Here is a 19,936-nt window from a genome sequence, read left to right on the forward strand (position 1 = left end):
AACGAATGAAATAACTATAAAATAGGAAACGAATGTATATAATATTCTTACATAACTATTTTTAAAATGTTAGGCATATTAACCAATAAAGGGGGATTTGTTCATGGGATTAGTTATTATCTTTGCTTTAGTAACCGTCCTTGCTTTGATTGCTGGACTTCGTGCACTAAAAAATAAAAATTTATTAGCTGCATTTTGGGGAGTTGCTTCATTCTTAGTTTTTGGCTGGTTTGTTGTCATGACCGTTATTCACCACGGAATTCCTACAGGTACACACTAATATTTATAGAGAAGACTGCCAATTCAGGCAGTCTTTTTTATTATTCTTGCAAAAGGCTATTTACTTTATCTACCTTATATTCCATACTTCTTTTTACATCCCTGCGGTCATCAACACGGATGGTTGTGGCTACCCGCTGAATCCCCTCTGAGAATGGAGCCTCGTGCATCGCTTGAATCACTTCAAATAAAACAGGCAAATCCCCTTCGATAATGGTATTCATGGGGGTTAACTGATAATGAATTTTTCCCTCTGCTTCATATCTTTTTAGTATTTTTTGTACACTAGCCACATATTTACTCACACTGGGAGTTTCAGTCCCCAGTGGAATGACAGTAACATCAACAATTGCCATCCTGATCACCTGCTTGGTCGATTAATTTTTAATACAGGTTGATTTTATCATACCTGCCTATGTAAGAAAAAAAGAATGGCTTTTAACAGTCATTCTTTGTGCAAATCATAAATTTTTTTTGCTTTTAAATCAATTATTTTTTCAAAGTTGTTCCCATATAAGCCATTAACAATCGGGGAATCTGTTTTAAAAATAAACTAATAATAAAGAACCATTACCAGAATTTATGAATTGTGTTATGAATGAAGAAGCACAGCTATAAAAATTGCCTCAGCCCGGGAATAAATTTCTTTATATCTTGAAAGAGGAAGCGGGTTTATGCCCCTTCCCAACTCAATGGTAAAGCCCGGACGTTTAAATTCCTGTATATACCAATCCTTATATCCTGCATGACTGTCGACATACTGAATGGCTTTATATCCGCTTAACCGCTCCATTGCTTTGGCAATATTCCCTGCTTCCGGCGGTTCATAACCTTCATACCCCCAATAAAACTCTTCTCCCTGGGTATGAAACGCGACAACACAGTCAAATGGATTGCTTTTCGCTAGCTCAGCCATGGCAATCGCTTCAGGTTCAGTTAACGGAGAATTCCCGGGAAAGTCTCTTGAAGCCGGTAATTTTGGCAGTTTCCGCTCTTTTTCAATCTCCCATTTGGCCGGATATTGATTATTCAAATCCACTCCACGAATATTGGCTTTCCAATGAATGAAGTCATCGCTGTTATTATTAATTTTCATAACTTCTCCACGAAGAGAATCAGGCGGTCCATGTACAACAAGGTCAACTCCATCCGGATTTACCATTGGAACAATGGATAGCTCTATATTTTGATACAATTGAAAAGAAGAAACTCCCCTAATAGCTATGCCATTTGTTATGCTTAATAAAAAATGATTGAGCAAATCCATTAGAATCAAGGTAGTGATCCATTCATTTGCATGAAAGGATGCATTCATATGAACTTTTTTCGTTCCTCTCCCAATTCTAATTTCATGGATCGGGTTTCCCAAGACACTTTTCCCGATCACTGACACATTGATAAAAGGATAAACCCTTTTTAGGTAGGATATTGCTTCGTAAAGGTTTGCGGAACAACATGGCTTGGTGGTACTTAAAAAAGGCATTGTGACTCTTTCTGGTATCAGGATGGTTTCATTTGGAAACAATTGATTCGGTTTATGTGTTTGATTAAGTAAAAATAACGCATCTAGCGGAAGATTCTTTGAAGCAGCAATCCCGGCTAAGGTATCCCCATTTTTAATTCTGTATGGGACTGCTTCATAACCTGGAATTATTATTTTCTTTGAAATTTCGACATTCTTCGGATTTATATCTGGGTTAGAGTCCTCCATTACAGATACCGGTACCATAAATAGCCTGCTATAATACCATAAGGAGTCTTCAGAACGAAACAGGACCTCCATTATTTTCCCCCTCCCATCATAAAAATCATATGAAAAGAAAAGAAAAAGATGAATTCTATATAGACAAAAAACCTGCTGTGGCAGGTTTCTTCATGATTTTATAAATTTAATTTAGTTTTAATCAGCCAGGCTGCACCAATTACACCGGCCTCATTTCCTAATGTTGCTAATGCGAGCTCCGTTGATTCCTTAACAGGAGAAAATGCAAACTGATTAAATTGTTGTTTCACAGAGTTTATTAATATATCGCCAGCTTTTGAAACACCGCCGCCTACAACAATTTTTTGTGGATTTAGTGTATTTCCGATATTGGCTAAAGCAAGGCCTAAATGAAATGTTACCTCGTCTAATACTTTTCCGGCCACCTTGTCCCCATTTCTTGCAGCGTCAAAAACATCCTTTGCGGTGATTTTTCCGTTTGCAGACTGTTTCTCTGCTAATTCACCCTTAAGATCGCTTTTTGAAAGTTCACCTGTTGCAAGGCGGACAATCCCCGTTGCTGAAGCAACCGTTTCAAGACAACCGTTTTTCCCGCAATTACATGGTGCACCGCCAATCGGAACAGCCGTAATATGCCCGATTTCACCTGAAGCGCCATTTGCCCCTTGGACAATGTTCCCGCCTATAATGACACCGCCGCCAACACCGGTACCCAGCGTGACACAAACTAAATCTTTTGCTCCGCCTCCGGCACCCTTCCACATTTCACCAAGCGCAGCACAATTCGCATCATTTTCAATTGCCGCTGGAAGAGCAGTCGTTGCTTCAAGTTGTTCTTTAAGGGGATAGTTTTCTTTCCATCCCAAATTAACAACATTTAAGATTACACCAGTTTCATAGTCAACCGGACCCGGAGCACCCATTCCGATTCCAATTAATCTATTTTTATTTTCACCGAGGCTTGCCAATTTTTCATTAATTGCCTTAGCAATATTACCGGTAATATTTCGGCCTTCATCTGAATTATCAGTTGGTATTTCCCACTTTTGAAGGATTTCACCACTAGTCGTCAGAAATGCTAATTTCGTCGTTGTGCCGCCAAGATCCACGCCTACAATCCATTTATCTTGCAACTTATTCACCTATCTTTGACTTTTTTCTTTTTGAAATTGAATCTCTTGTCTCAGGATCAATAATGCTGTTTGGTATTCTTTTGGTTCAATTAACTGGGATTGATAAAGTTCTTTTAATTCCGTTTCCATCAATTCCATATCGGCCACTCGATCACCAATATAAATAATCGTTCCAAATTGTTTTAAAAATTGCTGAATCTCATAAACTGTTTTCATTTCCTACCCCTTAAAATTCTAAATTGGAGATGCAATGAATGGTATAAAAAAAGTATACCTCATGCTAATTCCCGCCTCAAGGAATTATTATTTGTAACATCAACAGCATAATTCAAACCATTCCGACCAACAGATTATTGAAGATGTTGGTTTATTTTTCGAACTAAATCCGAGTATTCCTTACGGTCTGGATTTAATTCCACTGCCTTTTCAGCATTACTCTTCGCTTCCTTAAAGTCCCTTTCCTCTAGATTAATCAGAGCAAGATTAAAATAGGCTTCTTCAAAATCAGGGTATAATTGGATCGCTTTTTGTAAATGAATTTTTGCCTCCGAAAGCATTCCTTTCTTAATTTCAGTGTAAGAGAGAAGAAAATAAACATTTGCCGAGGGACTTTTTAGTTTTTTTTCTGTATCCTTTAATACATGATAAGCTTGATCATTTTTGTTTTGTTTAATATATTCCTGGGCAAGAGCTAAACTGGAGCTTTCATCTCTTGTTCTTGCACTGGTACTAAAACCATAAGATAAGGACCCCCAGATAAGAGCAGCAGACAAAAGGAAAAATATGGCTTGGAGGAATACTTTTTTCTGCTTTGGAAGGTAAACAATTCCTGCTGCTAGAAATCCTCCGGCTAAGCCGCCTAAGTGACCGGCACTGTCAATGCCCGAAGCTGAAAAACTAAAAACAAGATTGATTCCCAGCACGACAATTAAATTAAGGCCCATTGTTCTAAAAAAAAGCTTTGGCTGAATCATTCCAAAATAAAGCAATGCTCCAAAACATCCATAAATGGCGCCGCTGGCTCCTGCCGACAGATTTGGGCTAAAAATAAAACTGGCAATAACTCCGACAATACCGGCGAACAAATAGATAAAAAGGAATCGCAAATTACCATATAATCTTTCAACCGCAACACCTAAATAATATAGTGCAAGTGTATTCATAGCTAAATGTAAAAAACCAATATGCAGGAAAATGGGTGTAATAAAACGCCACCACTGGCCTTCATAAATGAGAGGATCAAATTTAGCCCCATATTTGATTAATGTGTTATTATTGGTGCTCCCTCCGTGCATTTCAAGCCAGAAAAAGACGATGATTTGAACAATCATAAATAAATAGGTGAATAACGGTCTTCCGTTTTCAAAAACAGCTTTTTCCGTTTCTGCCTGATGAACAGCTGTCTCAAGTGTTGATTTTTTTAAGGCCTGGATGGTTTCTTCAGAATAGGACTCGTTAATTTCGAAAAATACTTGCTTCTCAAGTAAACGAGAAAGTGTTTCAAAGCCTGTTTCATATTTCCCATTAGAAAATAAGATTGAGATAATAGCAGTTTTATTTCCTTCTGGATAAAAAAAGGGTTTTTCCAAACGATAATCATAATCATCAACAGGTGGATACGGACTAACATAAATGTTCGCTATGTTCAAGTCAGCCCGATGAAGCTGTTTACGAATACTCTCCCCATTCGAAGCAGTAAATTCAATATCCCTTTGCATAGCATTGCTCCAATTGAGATCATGGTTGAATAGCCTTACAATAGGGGCATTCTTATTTTCTAATTTTTCGAGCCAAAGCTCATTTTGATTTTCAAATAATTGAATGATGCGATACCCCTGTTCCGTAATAAAGAAATTGGCTAAGCGCCAAAAGATAAATTCTTCTTTATTCAATACTCCTCCCACTTTCCATCTTAATGATCGGTAATTTTTTTGATTATTTCTTGATGGTTTCATTATAACCGAAATCCATTCGAATCAATGACGAAACGGTCTCATTTCCTTTAATTTTATACTGATTCTATAATCGCAAATAAAAAACCATCTGCGGTTTTCACCTTTCAGATGGTCCTCCAAAAACAGTTTGCAGCATTTTATTCTTTACTCCTGGGAAACTCATAATGGATCCTACCGCAAGGCGGCGGAGCCAGCCGGATGCCAGCAATAAATTAATAAGCCGATATCGGTAACGAAATCCAAAATACCCGATGGATCCAATTAGAAAAATAGATGTAATAATACGAGACATATAAATCCCTCCTACATCTATTCTGTGTCATACACCTAAGTTTTATCCATTGCTGTCAATAATAATGGACTGAAATCTTTTAAGAATCCAAACCCATTCGGTTAAATATTTTTAAATACCGGGTCCATTGTTTTCTTTAAAACAGCGACTGATTGTGAAAATTTATCTTTTTCTTCCTTACTTAAATCTAGCTCTACAACCTCTCGTATTCCATTACGGTTAACCACCGCCGGAACCCCGATATATAGATCTCTATGTCCGTATTCCCCATCGAGATATGTGGAAACGGTTAGGACAGAATTTTCATTTTGTAAAATCGCTTTCGTTAACCGCACAAGTCCCATAGCAATTCCGTAAAAGGTTGCACCTTTTCGTTCGATGATCTGGTAGGCTGCATCCCGAACATTTAAAAAGATTTTATTAAGGGCATCTTTCGTAAAGCCTTCTTTATTCTTTGTCCATTCTGAAATAGAGGTACCCGCAATATCTGCATGGCTCCAGACAGGTAATTCCGTATCACCATGTTCTCCAATGATATAAGCGTGTACGTTACGGGCATCAACACGAAAATAATCGCCTAATAAATAACGGAATCTTGCCGTATCGAGAATAGTTCCGGAACCAATAACCCTTTCCTTTGGGAGACCGGAAAATTTCCAAACAGCATAAGTTAAGATATCTACAGGATTTGTTGCTACCAGAATAATCCCATCAAAACCACAAGACATAATCTCTTGGACAATACTTTTAAAAATCTTTGTATTTTTTTCAACAAGATCTAGTCTTGTTTCACCAGGTTTTTGATTGGCACCTGCTGTAATAACTACAAGATCTGCTTGATCACAATCTTTATAGCTTCCATACCAAATTTTTGTATGGGAAGGAGCGAAGGGTAGACCATGATTTAAATCCATAGCATCGCCTTCAGCTTTATCCTTATTCACATCAATCAGGACAAGCTCTTCGGTTATTCCTTGATTTAAAAGGGCAAAAGCATAGCTTGAACCAACAAAACCTGTTCCTATAAGCGCAACCCTATTCACTCGTTTTACCATTTCAATCCCCCACCTTTAAATAATAAGCTTTACACCACTAAATACACTATCACCATTGCCAACAAAGCCGCAATAAAACCGGATAGAAAGTTTACCATATCATTATCAATATAGTTAAAACCTTTTATCCGTAATGTTTCCTTTTGACAATGAATTCGTCTTTCCGTTTCAATCCCGCATTGACTGCACTTGTATAATTGTTGATAAAAAGCCCCGAATAATGTATCAATCACATTACCTAAAAAACCGAATAGAAAAATAAAGAAGGTAGGGATCATATGTAAATGAAAAAGCCAAAAACTAAAAAGAGCAATTAACAAAGCCCCTGCTATAGCAGCACTTGTCCCTAAAAAACTAATGGCACCCGATGTCCCTCTTTCCACAGGCTTTAACGTACGGATAAACAGCGGATTTTTTTTACTCAATGAGCCTATTTCTGATGCCCATGTATCCGAATTGGCACTTGCAATTGAAACGGCAAATGCAATCAGCCATATTGTGTCAGGTTGAAAAAAATTAATGATACTAAAAAGAGCTGCAGCACCACCATTGGCAGCCACTTGCCTCCAATCTCTTGTTGCTCCTTTTGCTAATTTTTCTTCCATGGTTTTCTTTACGGATTTCTTGTATTCAGACCATATACTTGAAGAAACAAAGAAAATACCAAGTAGAAAAAGACCCTTTAAATTAAAACCGAGCATGACTGCCGCTCCAACAAATATGGCGGCTAGTGCCCCCGATTTAGTAAGTGCTTTAACAAAGTAGGCGAGTAATCCGGCAACAATGATAATGACAAAAATAATCCACTTTTCTATCATTTGGTGATAATAACCTCATGGTTCGTCATAATTTTTGAAACCGGTAAATCATGTTCCTCTATACTAAATTCCGGAACTACTTGAATATCGAAAGCAAGAGACATTGTCTTGCCTCTGTAATTTGATAAGAATCGATCATAATATCCTCCCCCAAAACCAATTCGATATCCTTCTTTTGTATAGGCTAAACCCGGTACAATTAATAAATCAATTAAGCCTGGTTCAACCTCTTTGGTAAGTTCCTCTTTTGGTTCAAATAAACCATAATATACGGATTCAAGCTGAGAAAATTCAGTCAAGATTCGGAAAGATAGCAATTTTTCTTTTGGCAGGCACTTAGGGACAACCACTTGTTTTCCCAATTCCCAAGCTTTTCTGATAATTTGGTATGTATCTACCTCAGGAACTTTAGAAATGGTGATTCCAATTACGCGTGCATTTCTCCAATCTTGGTCATCAAACAGCCGATTGGCAATTTTATAAGAGAGGTCTTCATAAATAGGCTTCGAAACTTGCGATAATGTATCCATCATTTGTTTTCGAAAGGATCTTTTATCGTTCATAATTGGATTCCTCCTTATTTTTTGACAACAAAAAAAGCAGCAGGAAGCTCCTACTGCTTATTTTGTTTCACGGTGTGCGGTTGTACGCTTTTCTCTTGGGCAATATTTCTTAAGCTCAAGACGATCTGGGTTATTACGCTTATTTTTTGTTGAAATATAGTTACGGTCTCCACACTCAGTGCAAGCCAACGTAATATTTACACGCATGTTAATTTCCCTCCAAACCATTAAGCTAGTTCGTTCATACGACTTTTCTATAATATCATTTTTCGAAAGGAAATGCTAGTGTGTTTTTTAAAAGTCCACATTCCATGGAAATTAGTTCATTTTTTGTCCTTCCAGAGATTGCCCAAGTGCTGACTGTATTTGTTTCACGAGGCTCAATTGACATTTTCATGGTAAAAATACTTGCAGCCGGTCCCATTGCCATTGGCTGATATACTAAACTGCCTTTTTTTAAATTACTCCATAGTTTATCGGTAAAAATATTCCATGAAGGATGAACGGTACATTCTTTCATTTCTGTACCATTGTATCTTCCATTTACAAGGATTAACTTTTCATTTGTAAGATGAAAAATACGATTCTCCACCGGTGAGATAAACGTAAAATGCTCCCGCGTTAAATTCGGATTATGATGCATGACTAAAACCTTGATTTCTTTCGTTACTATGCTGTGATTGCTAATGAAGATATTTGCAAAGGAAATTTTTGAATGGATATGTTCGAGTTTTAGCTTAACAACCAATTCCTCACCGTAAATTACTTTTTCTGTACAGTTTCGCACCCAATAGACTTTACCATTTACCCATATTCCCGGAATAAGTTGCAGCTGTTCTGAATCGTAATGATGAGGGGAGGCTGGGGCAATCTTAATTGGTTCCATTAGACTCATCAGATTAACACCTCCTTTTATCTTAATAGGGTTTCTTTGTTATCCTATCTTTCTTTAATGTCAATTAGTTTCGTTAATAACGTATCTTCAATCATCCTGCTTGTCTCCATTGCAACGCGTTTCCAGCTATACAAGCTTTTCATTACCTGCTGGCCTTGAATGGCCATATCCGCAGCTTTTTCGGGATTTTCTGAAAGAAATAATATTTGCTCCAATAAGCTTTTTGCATCTCCCGGAGCCATTAACATGCCCGTTTGTAAATGCTTCACAATCCCTTTTAATCCTCCCGTTTTTGAAACAATTGTTGGCTTTCCAAGAGCCATTGATTCCAATGCCACAATCCCAAACGGTTCATATAAACTTGGTACCACGACCATTTCACAATTTTGTATCAAAGCATTCCGCTGCTGTTCGGAAATGAAACCAATAAAAGCGATCATGTCATCTAATTGTCTTTCTTTAATTAGTTTACGATAAGTTTCAAGCATTGGGCCTTTTCCAGCGATAACAAAAGAGTATTCAAGCTTTAAGTCCTTTGCAATCTCCGCCGCTTCCATAACGGTTTCGAATCCCTTTTCCTTTACGATCCTTCCCATTGAAAAGATATATTTTTTATTATGGAGATTTTGGGGAAGTTCAACGGCACTTTCCCTTTTCGGTAACAAATCGACACCATTTGGAATAATAGCTAATTTTTCAGCAACTGTATCAAAAATAGAGGTCACTTCGTCCACCATATATTCGCTGCAAACAATGACTTGATCGGCCTCGGTTATAAGCTGCTGTTCTTTCCTATGAATAAATTCCTGCATTTTGTTATGAATCCCATTATTTCTTCCATGTTCTGTAGCATGAATAGTAGCTAATAGTGGAATGGATAGCGATTTCTTTAAGGCAATTGCTGCAGTACCCACAAGCCAATCATGAGCATGAATAAGGCTAAAATGATATTCATCGGTCAATTTCTCTACTTTATAAGCCATAGCTAAGTTAAGCCCGCCAATCCAGGATAGAAAATCTTCATCCTGTTCATTTAATGGCTTTACACGATGTACATGAACACCATTTATGATTTCATATGGCAGCAGGTCATCCCTTTGTAATGAAACCACATGAACCTCATGACCCAACTCAGCAAGATGAACAGATAATCCATATACATGTCTCGAAAGCCCACCCACTACATGCGGTGGGTACTCCCAACTTAACATCAATAGGTTTAATGGACGGTGAGCCTTAGATATCTTCTCCATATCTACCGGCAAGTCTTTCGTTTTATCCATTGTTCTCCTCCATGTTTTCTGTTTGTGCATAATAAGTATAGGTGCTCACATGATCAATCCACTTTGGAGTTTGGGTCTCTATTTTTTGAAGCTGGTTTAGGTTTTCGCTTATTTGATTTCCGCAAGATGTCTCCATTGATGGAGTAAGAATCGTATTGGACCGGAGCAGCGGAAAAAAGCCTGTTCCGAGTTTAACACCAAGATCAGCAATATAATGACGATTAGAAAGTAACCCCTTTATATACCAAAAGCCATTTTGGTAGGGGACGGCTATTTCATAGAAATGATGTGCATTGCTGCCATTAAAGATAATGTCTGTTACATCGTAAATCCGAACAACGGAAACGAAATCATCAAATGGCTGATCAAAGAATAGTTGCATAACATTCGGAGGTAATTCGGAAACTTCCCAGAATAGGATTATTTTCTGTGGTGTAACAAGCCTTGCTGTCAGCTCGCCTTTTACGGGAATAAAAGTCGAAGGAGACTCACTTGCAGAAGATTTGGTATCCTCATTATTTTGCATATCCGATTCTTCATTAATATTTTTTTCATTGCTGCTGATCCACTTATTCCAGCGATATTGGACTCTGCCTACCGTTGTGTTTAGTTCTGAGGCGATTTTTCTAAACGATAATCCTTCCTCTCGTAGTCTTATTATTTCTTCAATCATAATGTCCTCCTAATTGTAAACAATCATTTTATGCTTTAAATTCCAAATTATTCATATTTTCAATAATTTTATCGTATCACCTGAACGTAAAAGGCACAATAAACACATTTTGTCGTATCTTGCTTGTCCTTAACGTATGGTTATTTAAGACTTGGAAAAATTTTATTTTTGAAGACAAATGACTGCAATTAACTAAAAAACGACATTTCCCTCCATATCAACTCGAAAAGTTTCGACAATTTTCCCCTCTTAGTAAAATAAAAAAGATGAGGCTGTTTTTATGACCTCATCTTTGGTGATTTCTTATTAATTTTTATGCATTCAAGTCATATCGTTTTCCTGTTACCAGGAATATGACATTCTCCGCGATATTGGTTGAATGGTCTCCAAGTCTTTCGATATATCGGCAAACAAACGCCAATTGAGTGATTTGGTTTGTTTGATTCGGATATTGAGGGATAAACCCTAAAAGTTCTTTAACCAATTTCCCATACATTTCATCTACCTGGTCATCTTTTGCTGCGCATTTTCCTGCAAGCTCAGTATCTTCATAAATAAACGACTTTAAAGAATCAGAAAGCATATCTAAAGCCATATCCATCATTTTCGGGATATCAACAATTTCTTTAATATGTTTTTCTTTTCCAATATGCAGGGTGGATTTAGCAATATTTACTGCTTGGTCCCCCACCCGTTCAACCTCGGAAGAAATTTTTAAGGCAGCAATAATTCTTCTAAGATCAGTAGCAACTGGCGATTCTTTAGCAATCAGAACAATCGCTTTATTATTAATTTCTTGTTCTAACTCATCTATTACGCTATCTTCATTAATAATTTGCTGTGCTTTTTCCAAATCTTGATTGACGAGAGCCTCCATTGCACCCTTTATGGCCATTTCAGCTTTTTGGGCCATATCTAATATTAATTTTTTTAAATCTAATAATTGTTTATCAAAATTCGCTCTTGTACTCACATGATCACCTCTGTTATCCGAATCTTCCTGTAATATAATCCTCAGTCCGTTGATCTGAAGGCTGCGAGAATATTTTAGCTGTCTCGTCTAACTCAATTAACTCTCCCATTAAAAAGAAGGCTGTCTTATCTGATACCCTGGATGCCTGCTGCATATTATGTGTAACAATGACAATGGTATATTTCTCTTTCAGCTCCAGGATTAATTCCTCAATTTTCAAGGTAGAAATGGGATCAAGAGCAGAAGTAGGCTCATCCATGAGCAGAACATCCGGTTTTGTTGCAAGTGCCCTTGCAATGCACAATCTTTGCTGCTGACCACCAGAAAGTCCGAGTGCAGGTGCATGGAGCCGATCTTTCACTTCATCCCATAATGCTACATCCATCAATGCTTTTGTGACAATTTCTTCAAGATGTACTTTTCGTTTAACTCCATGAATTCTTGGTCCATAGGCTACATTATCAAATATGGATTGAGGAAAGACATTCCCCTTTTGGAAAACCATACCAACATTTTTTCTAAGGTCTACAAGGTCCGTTTTATCATTTAAGATATTTTGGTCATTATAATTAATTTCCCCTGTCATCTTTACATTCGGTATATAGTTAATCATCAGGTTTAAGGTTTTAATAAACGTTGATTTCCCGCATCCAGAAGGCCCAATGATGGCCGTTACTTCTTTTTTGTTAATCGGGAAGTTTATGCTCTTAAGAGCGTGGTGATCTCCATACCACAGGTTCAAATCATTTATTTGAAAAGCTTGTCTGTGAATCGTTATTGAAGTCATAATATCCCCCTTAACCAAACCTTCCTGAAATATATTCCTCTGTCTTATTTACCGATGGATTCGTGAAAATCTTCTCTGTTTCATCATATTCGATTAAATCTCCACTTAAAAAGAAGGCGGTTTTATCAGAAATCCGTGATGCCTGCTGCATATTATGGGTTACAATAATAATGGAGTAATCCTTTTTCAAATCAACAATCAAATCCTCTACCTTTGCATTCGAAATTGGGTCAAGCGCCGAGGAAGGTTCATCCAAAAGCATAACCGTGGGTTTCATGGCAATCGTCCTGGCGATACAAAGCCGCTGCTGTTGTCCACCTGAAAGAGAAAGTGCTGATTTATGAAGTCTGTCCTTCACTTCCTCCCATAACGCTGCTTTTTGAAGGCTCTCCTCCACAATTTCATCGAGCTTGCTTTTCTTTTTAATACCGCTAAATTTTAATGCATGAGTAATATTTTCATAAATTGATTTTGGAAATGGATTGGGCTTTTGAAAAACCATTCCAATTTCTTTTCTTAATGCAACGACATTGATTTGATCCGATAAAATATTGAGACCTTCATAGTTAATTTCCCCTTCTGCCCTCGCTCCCGGGATCAGATCATTCATCCTGTTAATACTGCGTAGAAACGTAGATTTTCCACAGCCTGAAGGACCAATCAGTGCTGTAACCGAGTTTTTTTCAATCTCCATTGAAATACCGTTCACTGCCCGTTTTTCACCGTAAAAAATTTCAAGATTATTTACCTTTAGTATATTTTCTTTTGGTATTGGAGAAATATTAGTTTCTAGGTTTGCTGCAGTTTCTACTGTTTCTCTTTCTTTCATAGCTGTAACCATCCATTCTCACCTTTTTCCTTATTTAGTAGCCGTAATCTTTTTATGAATCAGGCTTCCAATCCATCTGGCAAGCAGGTTGAAAATTAAAACAGAAAGTACTAAAACAGCCGCTGCACCGTTTGAAACGTCTTTAACATCCGGAATTAACCCTTGCGTATTAACCGCCCAAATATGAACGGCCAAAGTTTCAGCAGGACGGAAGATATTCAATGGAGATACATCAGAAAAAGGATTCCAATCCGTATAATCTAATCTTGGTGTTGAGAGTCCTGCTGTGAATAATAAAGCTGCCGCTTCACCGAAGACACGGCCTGAAGCTAAGATTGCACCTGTCAATATTGCTGGAAAGGCACTTGGCAATAAAACCGTCTTAATCGTATGCCAATGAGTAATTCCTAGTGCAAGGCTTGCTTCCTTTAACTCCCGAGGAACTGTACGAATCGCATCTTCACTTACCCTTACCATTACTGGTAAATTAAAAACAGTAAGTGCAAGTGCTCCCCCTAAAATGGTATAGCCCCAACCTGTTAAGGTAACAAACATTAATAGACCGAACATCCCAATTACAATCGAAGGCATTGAAGCCAAAACCTCAATACATGAGCGAATAAAATTTGTTATTTTCCCTGGTTTAGCATATTCGGCCATATAGATACCGCCGCCTACACCAAGAGGAATAGTAATTAACATTGTGATAAAAAGAACATAAAACGAATTAAATAATTGATCGCGAATTCCACCGCCGGCCATCATATTACTTGATGGGGTAGTTAAAAACTTGATTGAAATATGCTGCAAACCATGAAATAAAATAAAACCAAAAAGACTCACTAAAACCGAAATGATAATTACGGCTATTAAGACAAAAACCCCTGTTGCAATCCGATCGGCTACTCTCGAATTCATTAAATTTTCCTCCTAGATGAAAGATACCGAATCAAAAGAATAAATGCGAATGACATAATTAATAAAATTAATCCTAAAGACCATAAAACATTATTTTCAGGACTTCCAAACGTCGTGTTGCCCATATTTAACGTTATAATGGTTGTTAATGTTGCTGATGCATCTAAAATACTATGAGGCATCGTTTTCACATTCCCAATGACCATTTGAACAGCTAATGCTTCCCCAAAGGCTCTCGACATACCAAGTACAATGGCAGTCAACAAATTCGGTAATGCTGCAGGAATAAGTACTTTTCTAATTGTTTGCCAGCGGGTTGCCCCCAGTGCATAAGATCCTTCACGAAGATTATTTGGAAGTGAACTCATGGCATCTGTTGCAATGGTCGTTACAGTCGGCAAGATCATAATGGAGAGCACAATCATCCCCGAAAGCAAACTAAACCCAAGTCCTCCAACATGTCCTCTAATAAATGGCACTAATACTGTAAGCCCGATGAATCCATAAACAACAGAAGGAATACCAACTAAAAGTTCTATTACGGGTTGTAAAATTTTTCTTCCCCAAGATGGAGTGATTTCTGTCATAAAGATGGCCCCACCAATTCCTAACGGTGCAGCAATTAGCGCTGAAAGAAACGTTACTGCGAAAGATCCCAAAATAAATGGAAGTGCCCCGTATTGTGGCTTTGCTGGGTCTGTAGGATTCCATAGCTTTCCGGTTATGAACTCAATAAGACTGACACCATCTTTAATAAACGATTGTAATCCCTTTTGCCCCAGAAATATCGTAATCGCAATCGTTGCTGATATCATAATAATGGCACATATAAAAACAATAATCTTTCCTCTTACTTCCCCGTTCATCCAATTCTTCTGAGATTTTAATAATCTATCTTTTGCTGGAACCACTTTTTCCATAAAAAAGTAAAACCCCCTATCTAACGTTATATAGGGTAAATGCTCTGGTGCATTTACCCTATATATTTTTTCCTTATATTACTTATTCGTTACATTACCTTTAGCATCGCGCTCTACTTTCATTTGTGTCACAGGAATGTAACCTTGTTTAGTGACGATATTCGTTTGAACTTCATCGCTCATCATGTAGTCAAGGAATGCTTTTGCTGCTCCAGTTGGCTCACCTTTTGTATAAGCATGCTCATAAGCCCAAACTGGGAATTTACCAGTTGTTACATTTTCTGAAGTTGGCGCTACACCATCAATTGAAAGAGCTGTAACAGTATCATCAGTTAAATAGGAGAATGCAAGGTATCCGATTGCTCCTGGAGTTTCATTGATAATCTTTTTAACAGTGTTTGAAGCATCTTCTGTAATTCCTTCAGCAGGTGTTGCACCATCTAAAGCCAATTTATTGAATACTGCACGTGTACCTGAAGAATCAGGACGGTTTACAAGCGTAATTTTTTGGTCTGCACCGCCAAGTTCTTTCCAGTTTGTGATTTTACCAGTGAAAACTTTGATTAAATCAGCTTTTTTAATATCCTTGATACCCACTTTTGGGTTAACTGCTGCAGTAATACCCACAACTGCCACTTTGTGGTCAACTAATTGGCTTGCATCCATCCCTTTTTCTTCAGCAAAAAGGTCAGAGTTTCCAATTTGAACCGCACCTTGAGCAACCTGTGATAAACCTGTACCAGATCCACCGCCGTTTACTTGAATGCTTACTTTTGAATTCTTGTTCATAAATTCTTCAGCCGCTGCTGACGCTAATGGCTGTAATGCTGTTGAACCAGAAATAACTAAAGAGCCAGAAAGATCTTTTGAGTCATTCTTTGCAGTTTGATTGGATTGATCTTTATTTGTTCCGCCACCACAGGCAGCCATCACTACCATTAAAGCAGCTAAAATTGTTACAAGACTAAATTTTTTCAAACTTTTCATTTATTAATACCCCCTAAGGATTTTGATTACTTGTCTGCCTTACATGTTTCATATTAACGGTAAAGTGTTAACTGAATTTGAATTTCATGTAAAGGCTTCGTAAAGTAATATTAAGCTTTTGTAAAAATCATTAATAAAGTTTACAATTCGGAAGAAATGGAACAGAAATAGTTTTTAACAAATAAGGATAATTAATTCGTTTATATATAGATGAAACAAGGTAGAAATATAAAAAAATTAATAATATAGTCGACGTAGGAAAGAATAACTATGAGAAAAAAGGAGGAATTGATATGAGGGAAGATCGTCCATACGATAATGAAGCTGAAGAAGCAAACTGGGAAATAAGTGAAAAATTTAAAGACTATAGTGCTCGGAGTTCTGCCAATGTAAATTCAGAAGCAGACGAGGCAAATCAAGAAATTCAAGAGAAGTTTTATGGAAAAGAAAAAGGAATAAACTCATTACCCTTTCATGTTGATGTAAATAACCCTCCCATCAAAAAATAAAAAATTACATAAGAAAAATGGTGTGCCCTATTACTGAGCACCCCATTTTCATCTTGTTTTAATTACTTATTTGTAACATTTCCTTTTGCATCACGTTCTACTTTCATTTGTGTTACAGGAATATAACCTTGTTTCGTTACGATATTTGTTTGAACTTCATCGCTCATCATGTAGTCAAGGAATGCTTTTGCCACTTCGTTTGGCTCACCTTTTGTATATGCATGCTCATAAGCCCAAACTGGGAATTTACCAGTTGTTACATTCTCTGAAGTTGGTGCTACACCATCGATTGAAAGAGCTGTTACTGTGTCATCAGTTAAATATGAGAAAGCAAGGTATCCAATTGCGCCTGGAGTTTCATTAATAATCTTTTTAACTGTATTAGAAGCATCTTCTGTAACTCCTTCAGCCGGTGTTGCGCCATCTAAAGCAAATTTATTGAATACTGCACGAGTACCTGAAGAATCCGGACGGTTTACAAGGGTAATTTTTTGGTCTGCTCCGCCAAGTTCTTTCCAGTTTGTAATTTTACCAGTGAAAACTTTGATTAAATCTGCTTTTTTAATATCTTTAATACCAACTTTAGGGTTAACTGCAGCTGTAATTCCAACTACAGCAACTTGATGATCAACTAACTGGCTTGCATCGACACCTTTTTCTTCAGCAAAAAGGTCAGAGTTACCAATTTGAACCGCACCTTGTGCAACTTGTGATAGACCTGTACCAGATCCACCGCCATTGACTTGGATACTAACTTTTGAATTCTTATTCATAAATTCTTCAGCAGCAGCAGATGCTAAAGGCTGCAATGCAGTTGAACCGGAAATGACTAAAGAACCGGAAAGTTCTTTTGTATTAGACTGATCATCATTTTTCGTAGATTGATTTGATTCCTTAGATGCAGCGCCTCCGCAGGCAGCCATTACTACCATTAAAGCTGCTAAAATTGTTGCAAGGCTAATTTTTTTAAAGCTTTTCATTTTCTTTAATTCCCCCTAAGAAATTTGGTGTGTTTTGTTTTGCTTACATGTTTCATCATAATGCTTGACTGTTAACTGTGTTTTAAGGGAATGTAAACCTTTTGTAAATCCATGTCGAATTATTCATTTTTACCAATGTGTATAAAGCAAAAAACCTTGCCTCTAAATGAGACAAGGTTTTTATTAACCATTATTCTTACCTGCCAATAAAGCTTTTTGATTTTTCTTAGCCCGCTCTTTCTTTAAATCAAAATAGGCATCCAATACGCGGCGGCCAATATAGTTATTTACACTCGGTCCGCTATTGCCTTGATATACCCATGGGACTAATACAGCCATCGCTACTTCAGGGTTATTAGATGGAGCAAAGCTCACAAGACTTAAGTTCATCACCTCAGGAGGGATTTTTCCAAATTTATTACGATCAGGCCCATCATAAAAGGCCTGGGCTGTTCCTGTTTTTCCGGCAGGACTGTAATCTGCTCCTTTAAAATAACTGTAGGCTGTACCTCCAGTTGTCTGCATAACCATTCTAAATCCTTCTTTTACACGATTAATCCATGAATCCTTTTCATCAATTCGATTTAATATATTCGGCTGAATTTCTTGAACAATCGGTCCCAATTGATTTTTCTCCATAATCGGATCGCGTATTTCCTTCACTAGATGCGGCTGAATACGGTACCCTCCATTCGCAATAGTAGAAATATACTGTGCAAGCTGCATGGTCGTGTACGTATCAAACTGACCAATGGCAAGGTCAAGAAGATTTCCCGGCTGTGTAGCAATCCCTTTGAACCCGGCACTCTCATTAGGTAAATCAATTCCCGTCATGGTTCCCAGACCAAATTGATTGAAGGAATGGCGAATAGTATTCACGTATTTTAAATCTAATGGCAGCGGTTGACCGGGAGCATAATGTTCCCCTGCCATAGCAATGACCGTTTTCCACATATAGACGTTGGAGGAAACTTGAAGGGCTTGTAAATCATTAAGCCACCCAAAGGTTTTCCATGAAGCTTTTATTGGCGTGCTGGCAATTCTTAATGGTTCATCCAATTGCATTGATCTAGGATGAATGGCACCTGTTTTATATCCAGTTAAAATAGTTGCACCCTTTACTGCAGAACCAACGTTATAGGATGTTGTTATATTTCCAAGGGCAAAGTCCCTCATTTCCATTTTACCGGTGTTCTCATCTCTGACAATTTGTTTACCGGCCATGGTTAAGACTTCACCTGTATGAGGATCCATTAATACAACAAAGGCCCGGTCCAGTAAGCCGGTTCTTGGAAATGCTTTTGCTTTCCAAAGTTCTTCTTCAATAATTTTTTCAATCTTAAGCTGCAGGTCCATGTCTATTGTTAAGACTAGGTCCTTTCCGCGTTCTCCTTCGGAAACAACCTGTGTGGATAATACCTTGCCGGATTTATCCGTCTTGTTTTTCACCTTGGCTTTTTGTCCATGAAGCACGTCCTCATATTGTGCTTCAATATAACTTTTTCCAACCCGGTCATTATTGCTATAGCCCTGAGCAATAAACTTATCTAGCTGCTCCTTCGGTATTCCTTCATCCGAAGAAGTTACTTTCCCTAAAACCGTCTTTAACGTTTTATTAAAGGGGTATTTTCGATCCCAATCGGTAGTCGTATCAACTCCAGGGAGATTTTCTAAATTTTCACTGACAACCGCAAATTCTTCGTTTGTTATATCTTTATTTTTAACTATTTGAGGAGTTAAAGCTCTGCCGCTGTTAAACTTAATATAAATCGCTAAGGTTTCAAGGTCATTCTTTGAAAAACTGTTAATTTCTTTTTTCGTAACTCTTTTCATTTCCAATTTGTAAAAATCTTTATCATCTAATTTTTTTTGATCGTATAATGCCCATTCTTTTTTAGTTATTTTCTCTTTTGCCTTTTCAGGATTTTTTAATATCCAATAATCCTTTTTATCGGGATCGCGAAGTTTGGATGTATCCATACGAATCAACTTAGCCAACTTGCCTGCTGTTTCCAGCATATCTGTTTGAGTTGTATTTTGATATTTCGTATAAGTGATCGCATTTAACGGCTTATTATCAACAATAACCTTCCCATTCCGATCAAACATTTTACCCCGGGGAACAGGATTATTAATGGTAATGTCTTCTGTCCTTTGAATTTCTCGTTTAAAATCATCACCATAAACAATTTGAACCACACCAAGACGCAATATTAAAATGGAAAAAAGTAAAAATACCACAAAGAATAACATGTTTAAACGAAAGGGAACATGGGTCTTCTTCTTTTTCTTTTTTTGATTCAAAACTGATTCTCACTTCCTTCATGCTCAACATAACATTCTCTATTTTATAAGAAAAAGCTC

Annotated in this window: 23 protein-coding genes; 2 read left to right on the forward strand and 21 right to left on the reverse strand. The window is 37.4% G+C overall.

Translation table 11 applies throughout. The features are described from left to right. Positions 1 to 103: 103 nt before the first annotated feature. A complete protein-coding gene (locus J2Y67_RS05740) occupies positions 104 to 280 on the forward strand; it encodes a DUF2759 domain-containing protein (RefSeq protein ID WP_310171643.1) in 177 nt (58 codons plus the stop codon). Between the two features lie 40 nt (positions 281 to 320). Here the strand turns inward: J2Y67_RS05740 and J2Y67_RS05745 are convergent, their stop codons facing one another. The 19 genes from J2Y67_RS05745 to J2Y67_RS05835 all read right to left on the reverse strand — a co-directional run bounded on the left by J2Y67_RS05745 (position 321) and on the right by J2Y67_RS05835 (position 16,083). Further along, positions 321 to 635, reverse strand: coding sequence for an MTH1187 family thiamine-binding protein (locus J2Y67_RS05745; protein WP_310171645.1), 315 nt, complete (start codon positions 633 to 635; stop codon positions 321 to 323). Positions 636 to 871: 236 nt separating this feature from the next. Further along, a complete protein-coding gene (locus tag J2Y67_RS05750; RefSeq protein WP_310171647.1) occupies positions 872 to 2,062 on the reverse strand; it encodes a M14 family metallopeptidase in 1,191 nt (396 codons plus the stop codon). Between the two features lie 98 nt (positions 2,063 to 2,160). Beyond that, positions 2,161 to 3,135, reverse strand: coding sequence for an ROK family glucokinase (locus J2Y67_RS05755; protein ID WP_310171738.1), 975 nt, complete (start codon positions 3,133 to 3,135; stop codon positions 2,161 to 2,163). 9 nt (positions 3,136 to 3,144) lie between these two features. Continuing rightward, the gene (locus J2Y67_RS05760) at positions 3,145 to 3,351 is read right to left on the reverse strand and encodes a YqgQ family protein (protein ID WP_310171650.1); all 207 of its coding nucleotides are present in this window, start codon (positions 3,349 to 3,351) and stop codon (positions 3,145 to 3,147) included. A gap of 134 nt (positions 3,352 to 3,485) precedes the next feature. After that, complete coding sequence (locus J2Y67_RS05765) at positions 3,486 to 5,027, reverse strand: rhomboid family intramembrane serine protease (protein ID WP_310171654.1); 1,542 nt, start codon at positions 5,025 to 5,027, stop codon at positions 3,486 to 3,488. A 160-nt stretch (positions 5,028 to 5,187) separates the two neighbouring features. After that, entirely contained in the window at positions 5,188 to 5,382 is a 195-nt protein-coding gene (locus J2Y67_RS05770) for a hypothetical protein (protein ID WP_310171659.1), read from the reverse strand. A 101-nt stretch (positions 5,383 to 5,483) separates the two neighbouring features. Further along, complete coding sequence (locus J2Y67_RS05775) at positions 5,484 to 6,437, reverse strand: L-lactate dehydrogenase (protein WP_310171661.1); 954 nt, start codon at positions 6,435 to 6,437, stop codon at positions 5,484 to 5,486. 29 nt (positions 6,438 to 6,466) lie between these two features. Next, positions 6,467 to 7,255, reverse strand: a complete 789-nt coding sequence (locus tag J2Y67_RS05780; protein ID WP_310171663.1) for a DUF92 domain-containing protein — start codon at positions 7,253 to 7,255, stop codon at positions 6,467 to 6,469. Next, positions 7,252 to 7,818, reverse strand: a complete 567-nt coding sequence (locus J2Y67_RS05785; RefSeq protein ID WP_310171665.1) for a 5-formyltetrahydrofolate cyclo-ligase — start codon at positions 7,816 to 7,818, stop codon at positions 7,252 to 7,254. The genes J2Y67_RS05780 and J2Y67_RS05785 overlap by 4 nt, the downstream gene beginning before the upstream one ends. 57 nt (positions 7,819 to 7,875) lie before the next feature. After that, positions 7,876 to 8,025: a 50S ribosomal protein L33 gene (gene rpmG / locus J2Y67_RS05790; RefSeq protein WP_015594975.1), complete on the reverse strand. Its 150-nt coding sequence runs from the start codon at positions 8,023 to 8,025 to the stop codon at positions 7,876 to 7,878. A 55-nt stretch (positions 8,026 to 8,080) separates the two neighbouring features. Continuing rightward, positions 8,081 to 8,713, reverse strand: a complete 633-nt coding sequence (locus tag J2Y67_RS05795) for a hypothetical protein (RefSeq protein ID WP_310171667.1) — start codon at positions 8,711 to 8,713, stop codon at positions 8,081 to 8,083. Positions 8,714 to 8,757: 44 nt separating this feature from the next. Next, the gene (locus tag J2Y67_RS05800; protein WP_310171669.1) at positions 8,758 to 9,996 is read right to left on the reverse strand and encodes a glycosyltransferase family 4 protein; all 1,239 of its coding nucleotides are present in this window, start codon (positions 9,994 to 9,996) and stop codon (positions 8,758 to 8,760) included. Continuing rightward, positions 9,989 to 10,669, reverse strand: a complete 681-nt coding sequence (locus J2Y67_RS05805; RefSeq protein ID WP_310171672.1) for a DUF4912 domain-containing protein — start codon at positions 10,667 to 10,669, stop codon at positions 9,989 to 9,991. Before J2Y67_RS05805 ends, J2Y67_RS05800 begins: the two co-directional genes overlap by 8 nt. Before the next feature lie 313 nt (positions 10,670 to 10,982). Then, positions 10,983 to 11,642 (reverse strand): phosphate signaling complex protein PhoU, encoded by a 660-nt coding sequence (phoU, locus tag J2Y67_RS05810; RefSeq protein WP_310171674.1) that lies wholly within the window; start codon positions 11,640 to 11,642, stop codon positions 10,983 to 10,985. A 13-nt stretch (positions 11,643 to 11,655) separates the two neighbouring features. Further along, entirely contained in the window at positions 11,656 to 12,429 is a 774-nt protein-coding gene (pstB, locus tag J2Y67_RS05815) for a phosphate ABC transporter ATP-binding protein PstB (protein WP_310171678.1), read from the reverse strand. Between the two features lie 10 nt (positions 12,430 to 12,439). Beyond that, positions 12,440 to 13,258 (reverse strand): phosphate ABC transporter ATP-binding protein PstB, encoded by an 819-nt coding sequence (gene pstB / locus J2Y67_RS05820; protein WP_310171740.1) that lies wholly within the window; start codon positions 13,256 to 13,258, stop codon positions 12,440 to 12,442. Between the two features lie 30 nt (positions 13,259 to 13,288). Then, positions 13,289 to 14,176, reverse strand: a complete 888-nt coding sequence (pstA, locus tag J2Y67_RS05825; protein WP_310171679.1) for a phosphate ABC transporter permease PstA — start codon at positions 14,174 to 14,176, stop codon at positions 13,289 to 13,291. Further along, the gene (gene pstC / locus J2Y67_RS05830) at positions 14,176 to 15,096 is read right to left on the reverse strand and encodes a phosphate ABC transporter permease subunit PstC (protein ID WP_310171680.1); all 921 of its coding nucleotides are present in this window, start codon (positions 15,094 to 15,096) and stop codon (positions 14,176 to 14,178) included. Before pstC ends, pstA begins: the two co-directional genes overlap by 1 nt. Positions 15,097 to 15,174: 78 nt before the next feature. Continuing rightward, complete coding sequence (locus J2Y67_RS05835) at positions 15,175 to 16,083, reverse strand: phosphate ABC transporter substrate-binding protein (RefSeq protein WP_310171682.1); 909 nt, start codon at positions 16,081 to 16,083, stop codon at positions 15,175 to 15,177. 293 nt (positions 16,084 to 16,376) lie between these two features. On the opposite strand from J2Y67_RS05835, the gene J2Y67_RS05840 reads away from it, so the two are divergent. After that, positions 16,377 to 16,592, forward strand: coding sequence for a hypothetical protein (locus J2Y67_RS05840; RefSeq protein ID WP_310171684.1), 216 nt, complete (start codon positions 16,377 to 16,379; stop codon positions 16,590 to 16,592). A gap of 62 nt (positions 16,593 to 16,654) precedes the next feature. On the opposite strand, the gene J2Y67_RS05845 is transcribed toward J2Y67_RS05840, so the two are convergent. Both J2Y67_RS05845 and J2Y67_RS05850 read right to left on the reverse strand, forming a co-directional pair. Further along, on the reverse strand, positions 16,655 to 17,572 hold the full coding sequence (locus J2Y67_RS05845) for a phosphate ABC transporter substrate-binding protein (RefSeq protein WP_310171688.1): 918 nt from the start codon (positions 17,570 to 17,572) through the stop codon (positions 16,655 to 16,657). 183 nt (positions 17,573 to 17,755) lie between these two features. After that, on the reverse strand, positions 17,756 to 19,825 hold the full coding sequence (locus J2Y67_RS05850) for a peptidoglycan D,D-transpeptidase FtsI family protein (protein ID WP_310171742.1): 2,070 nt from the start codon (positions 19,823 to 19,825) through the stop codon (positions 17,756 to 17,758). Positions 19,826 to 19,936: the final 111 nt, after the last annotated feature.

Origin of the sequence: Neobacillus niacini (genome assembly GCF_031456445.1) — a bacterium.
In the GTDB taxonomy this organism is placed as follows: domain Bacteria; phylum Bacillota; class Bacilli; order Bacillales; family Cytobacillaceae; genus Neobacillus; species Neobacillus niacini_I.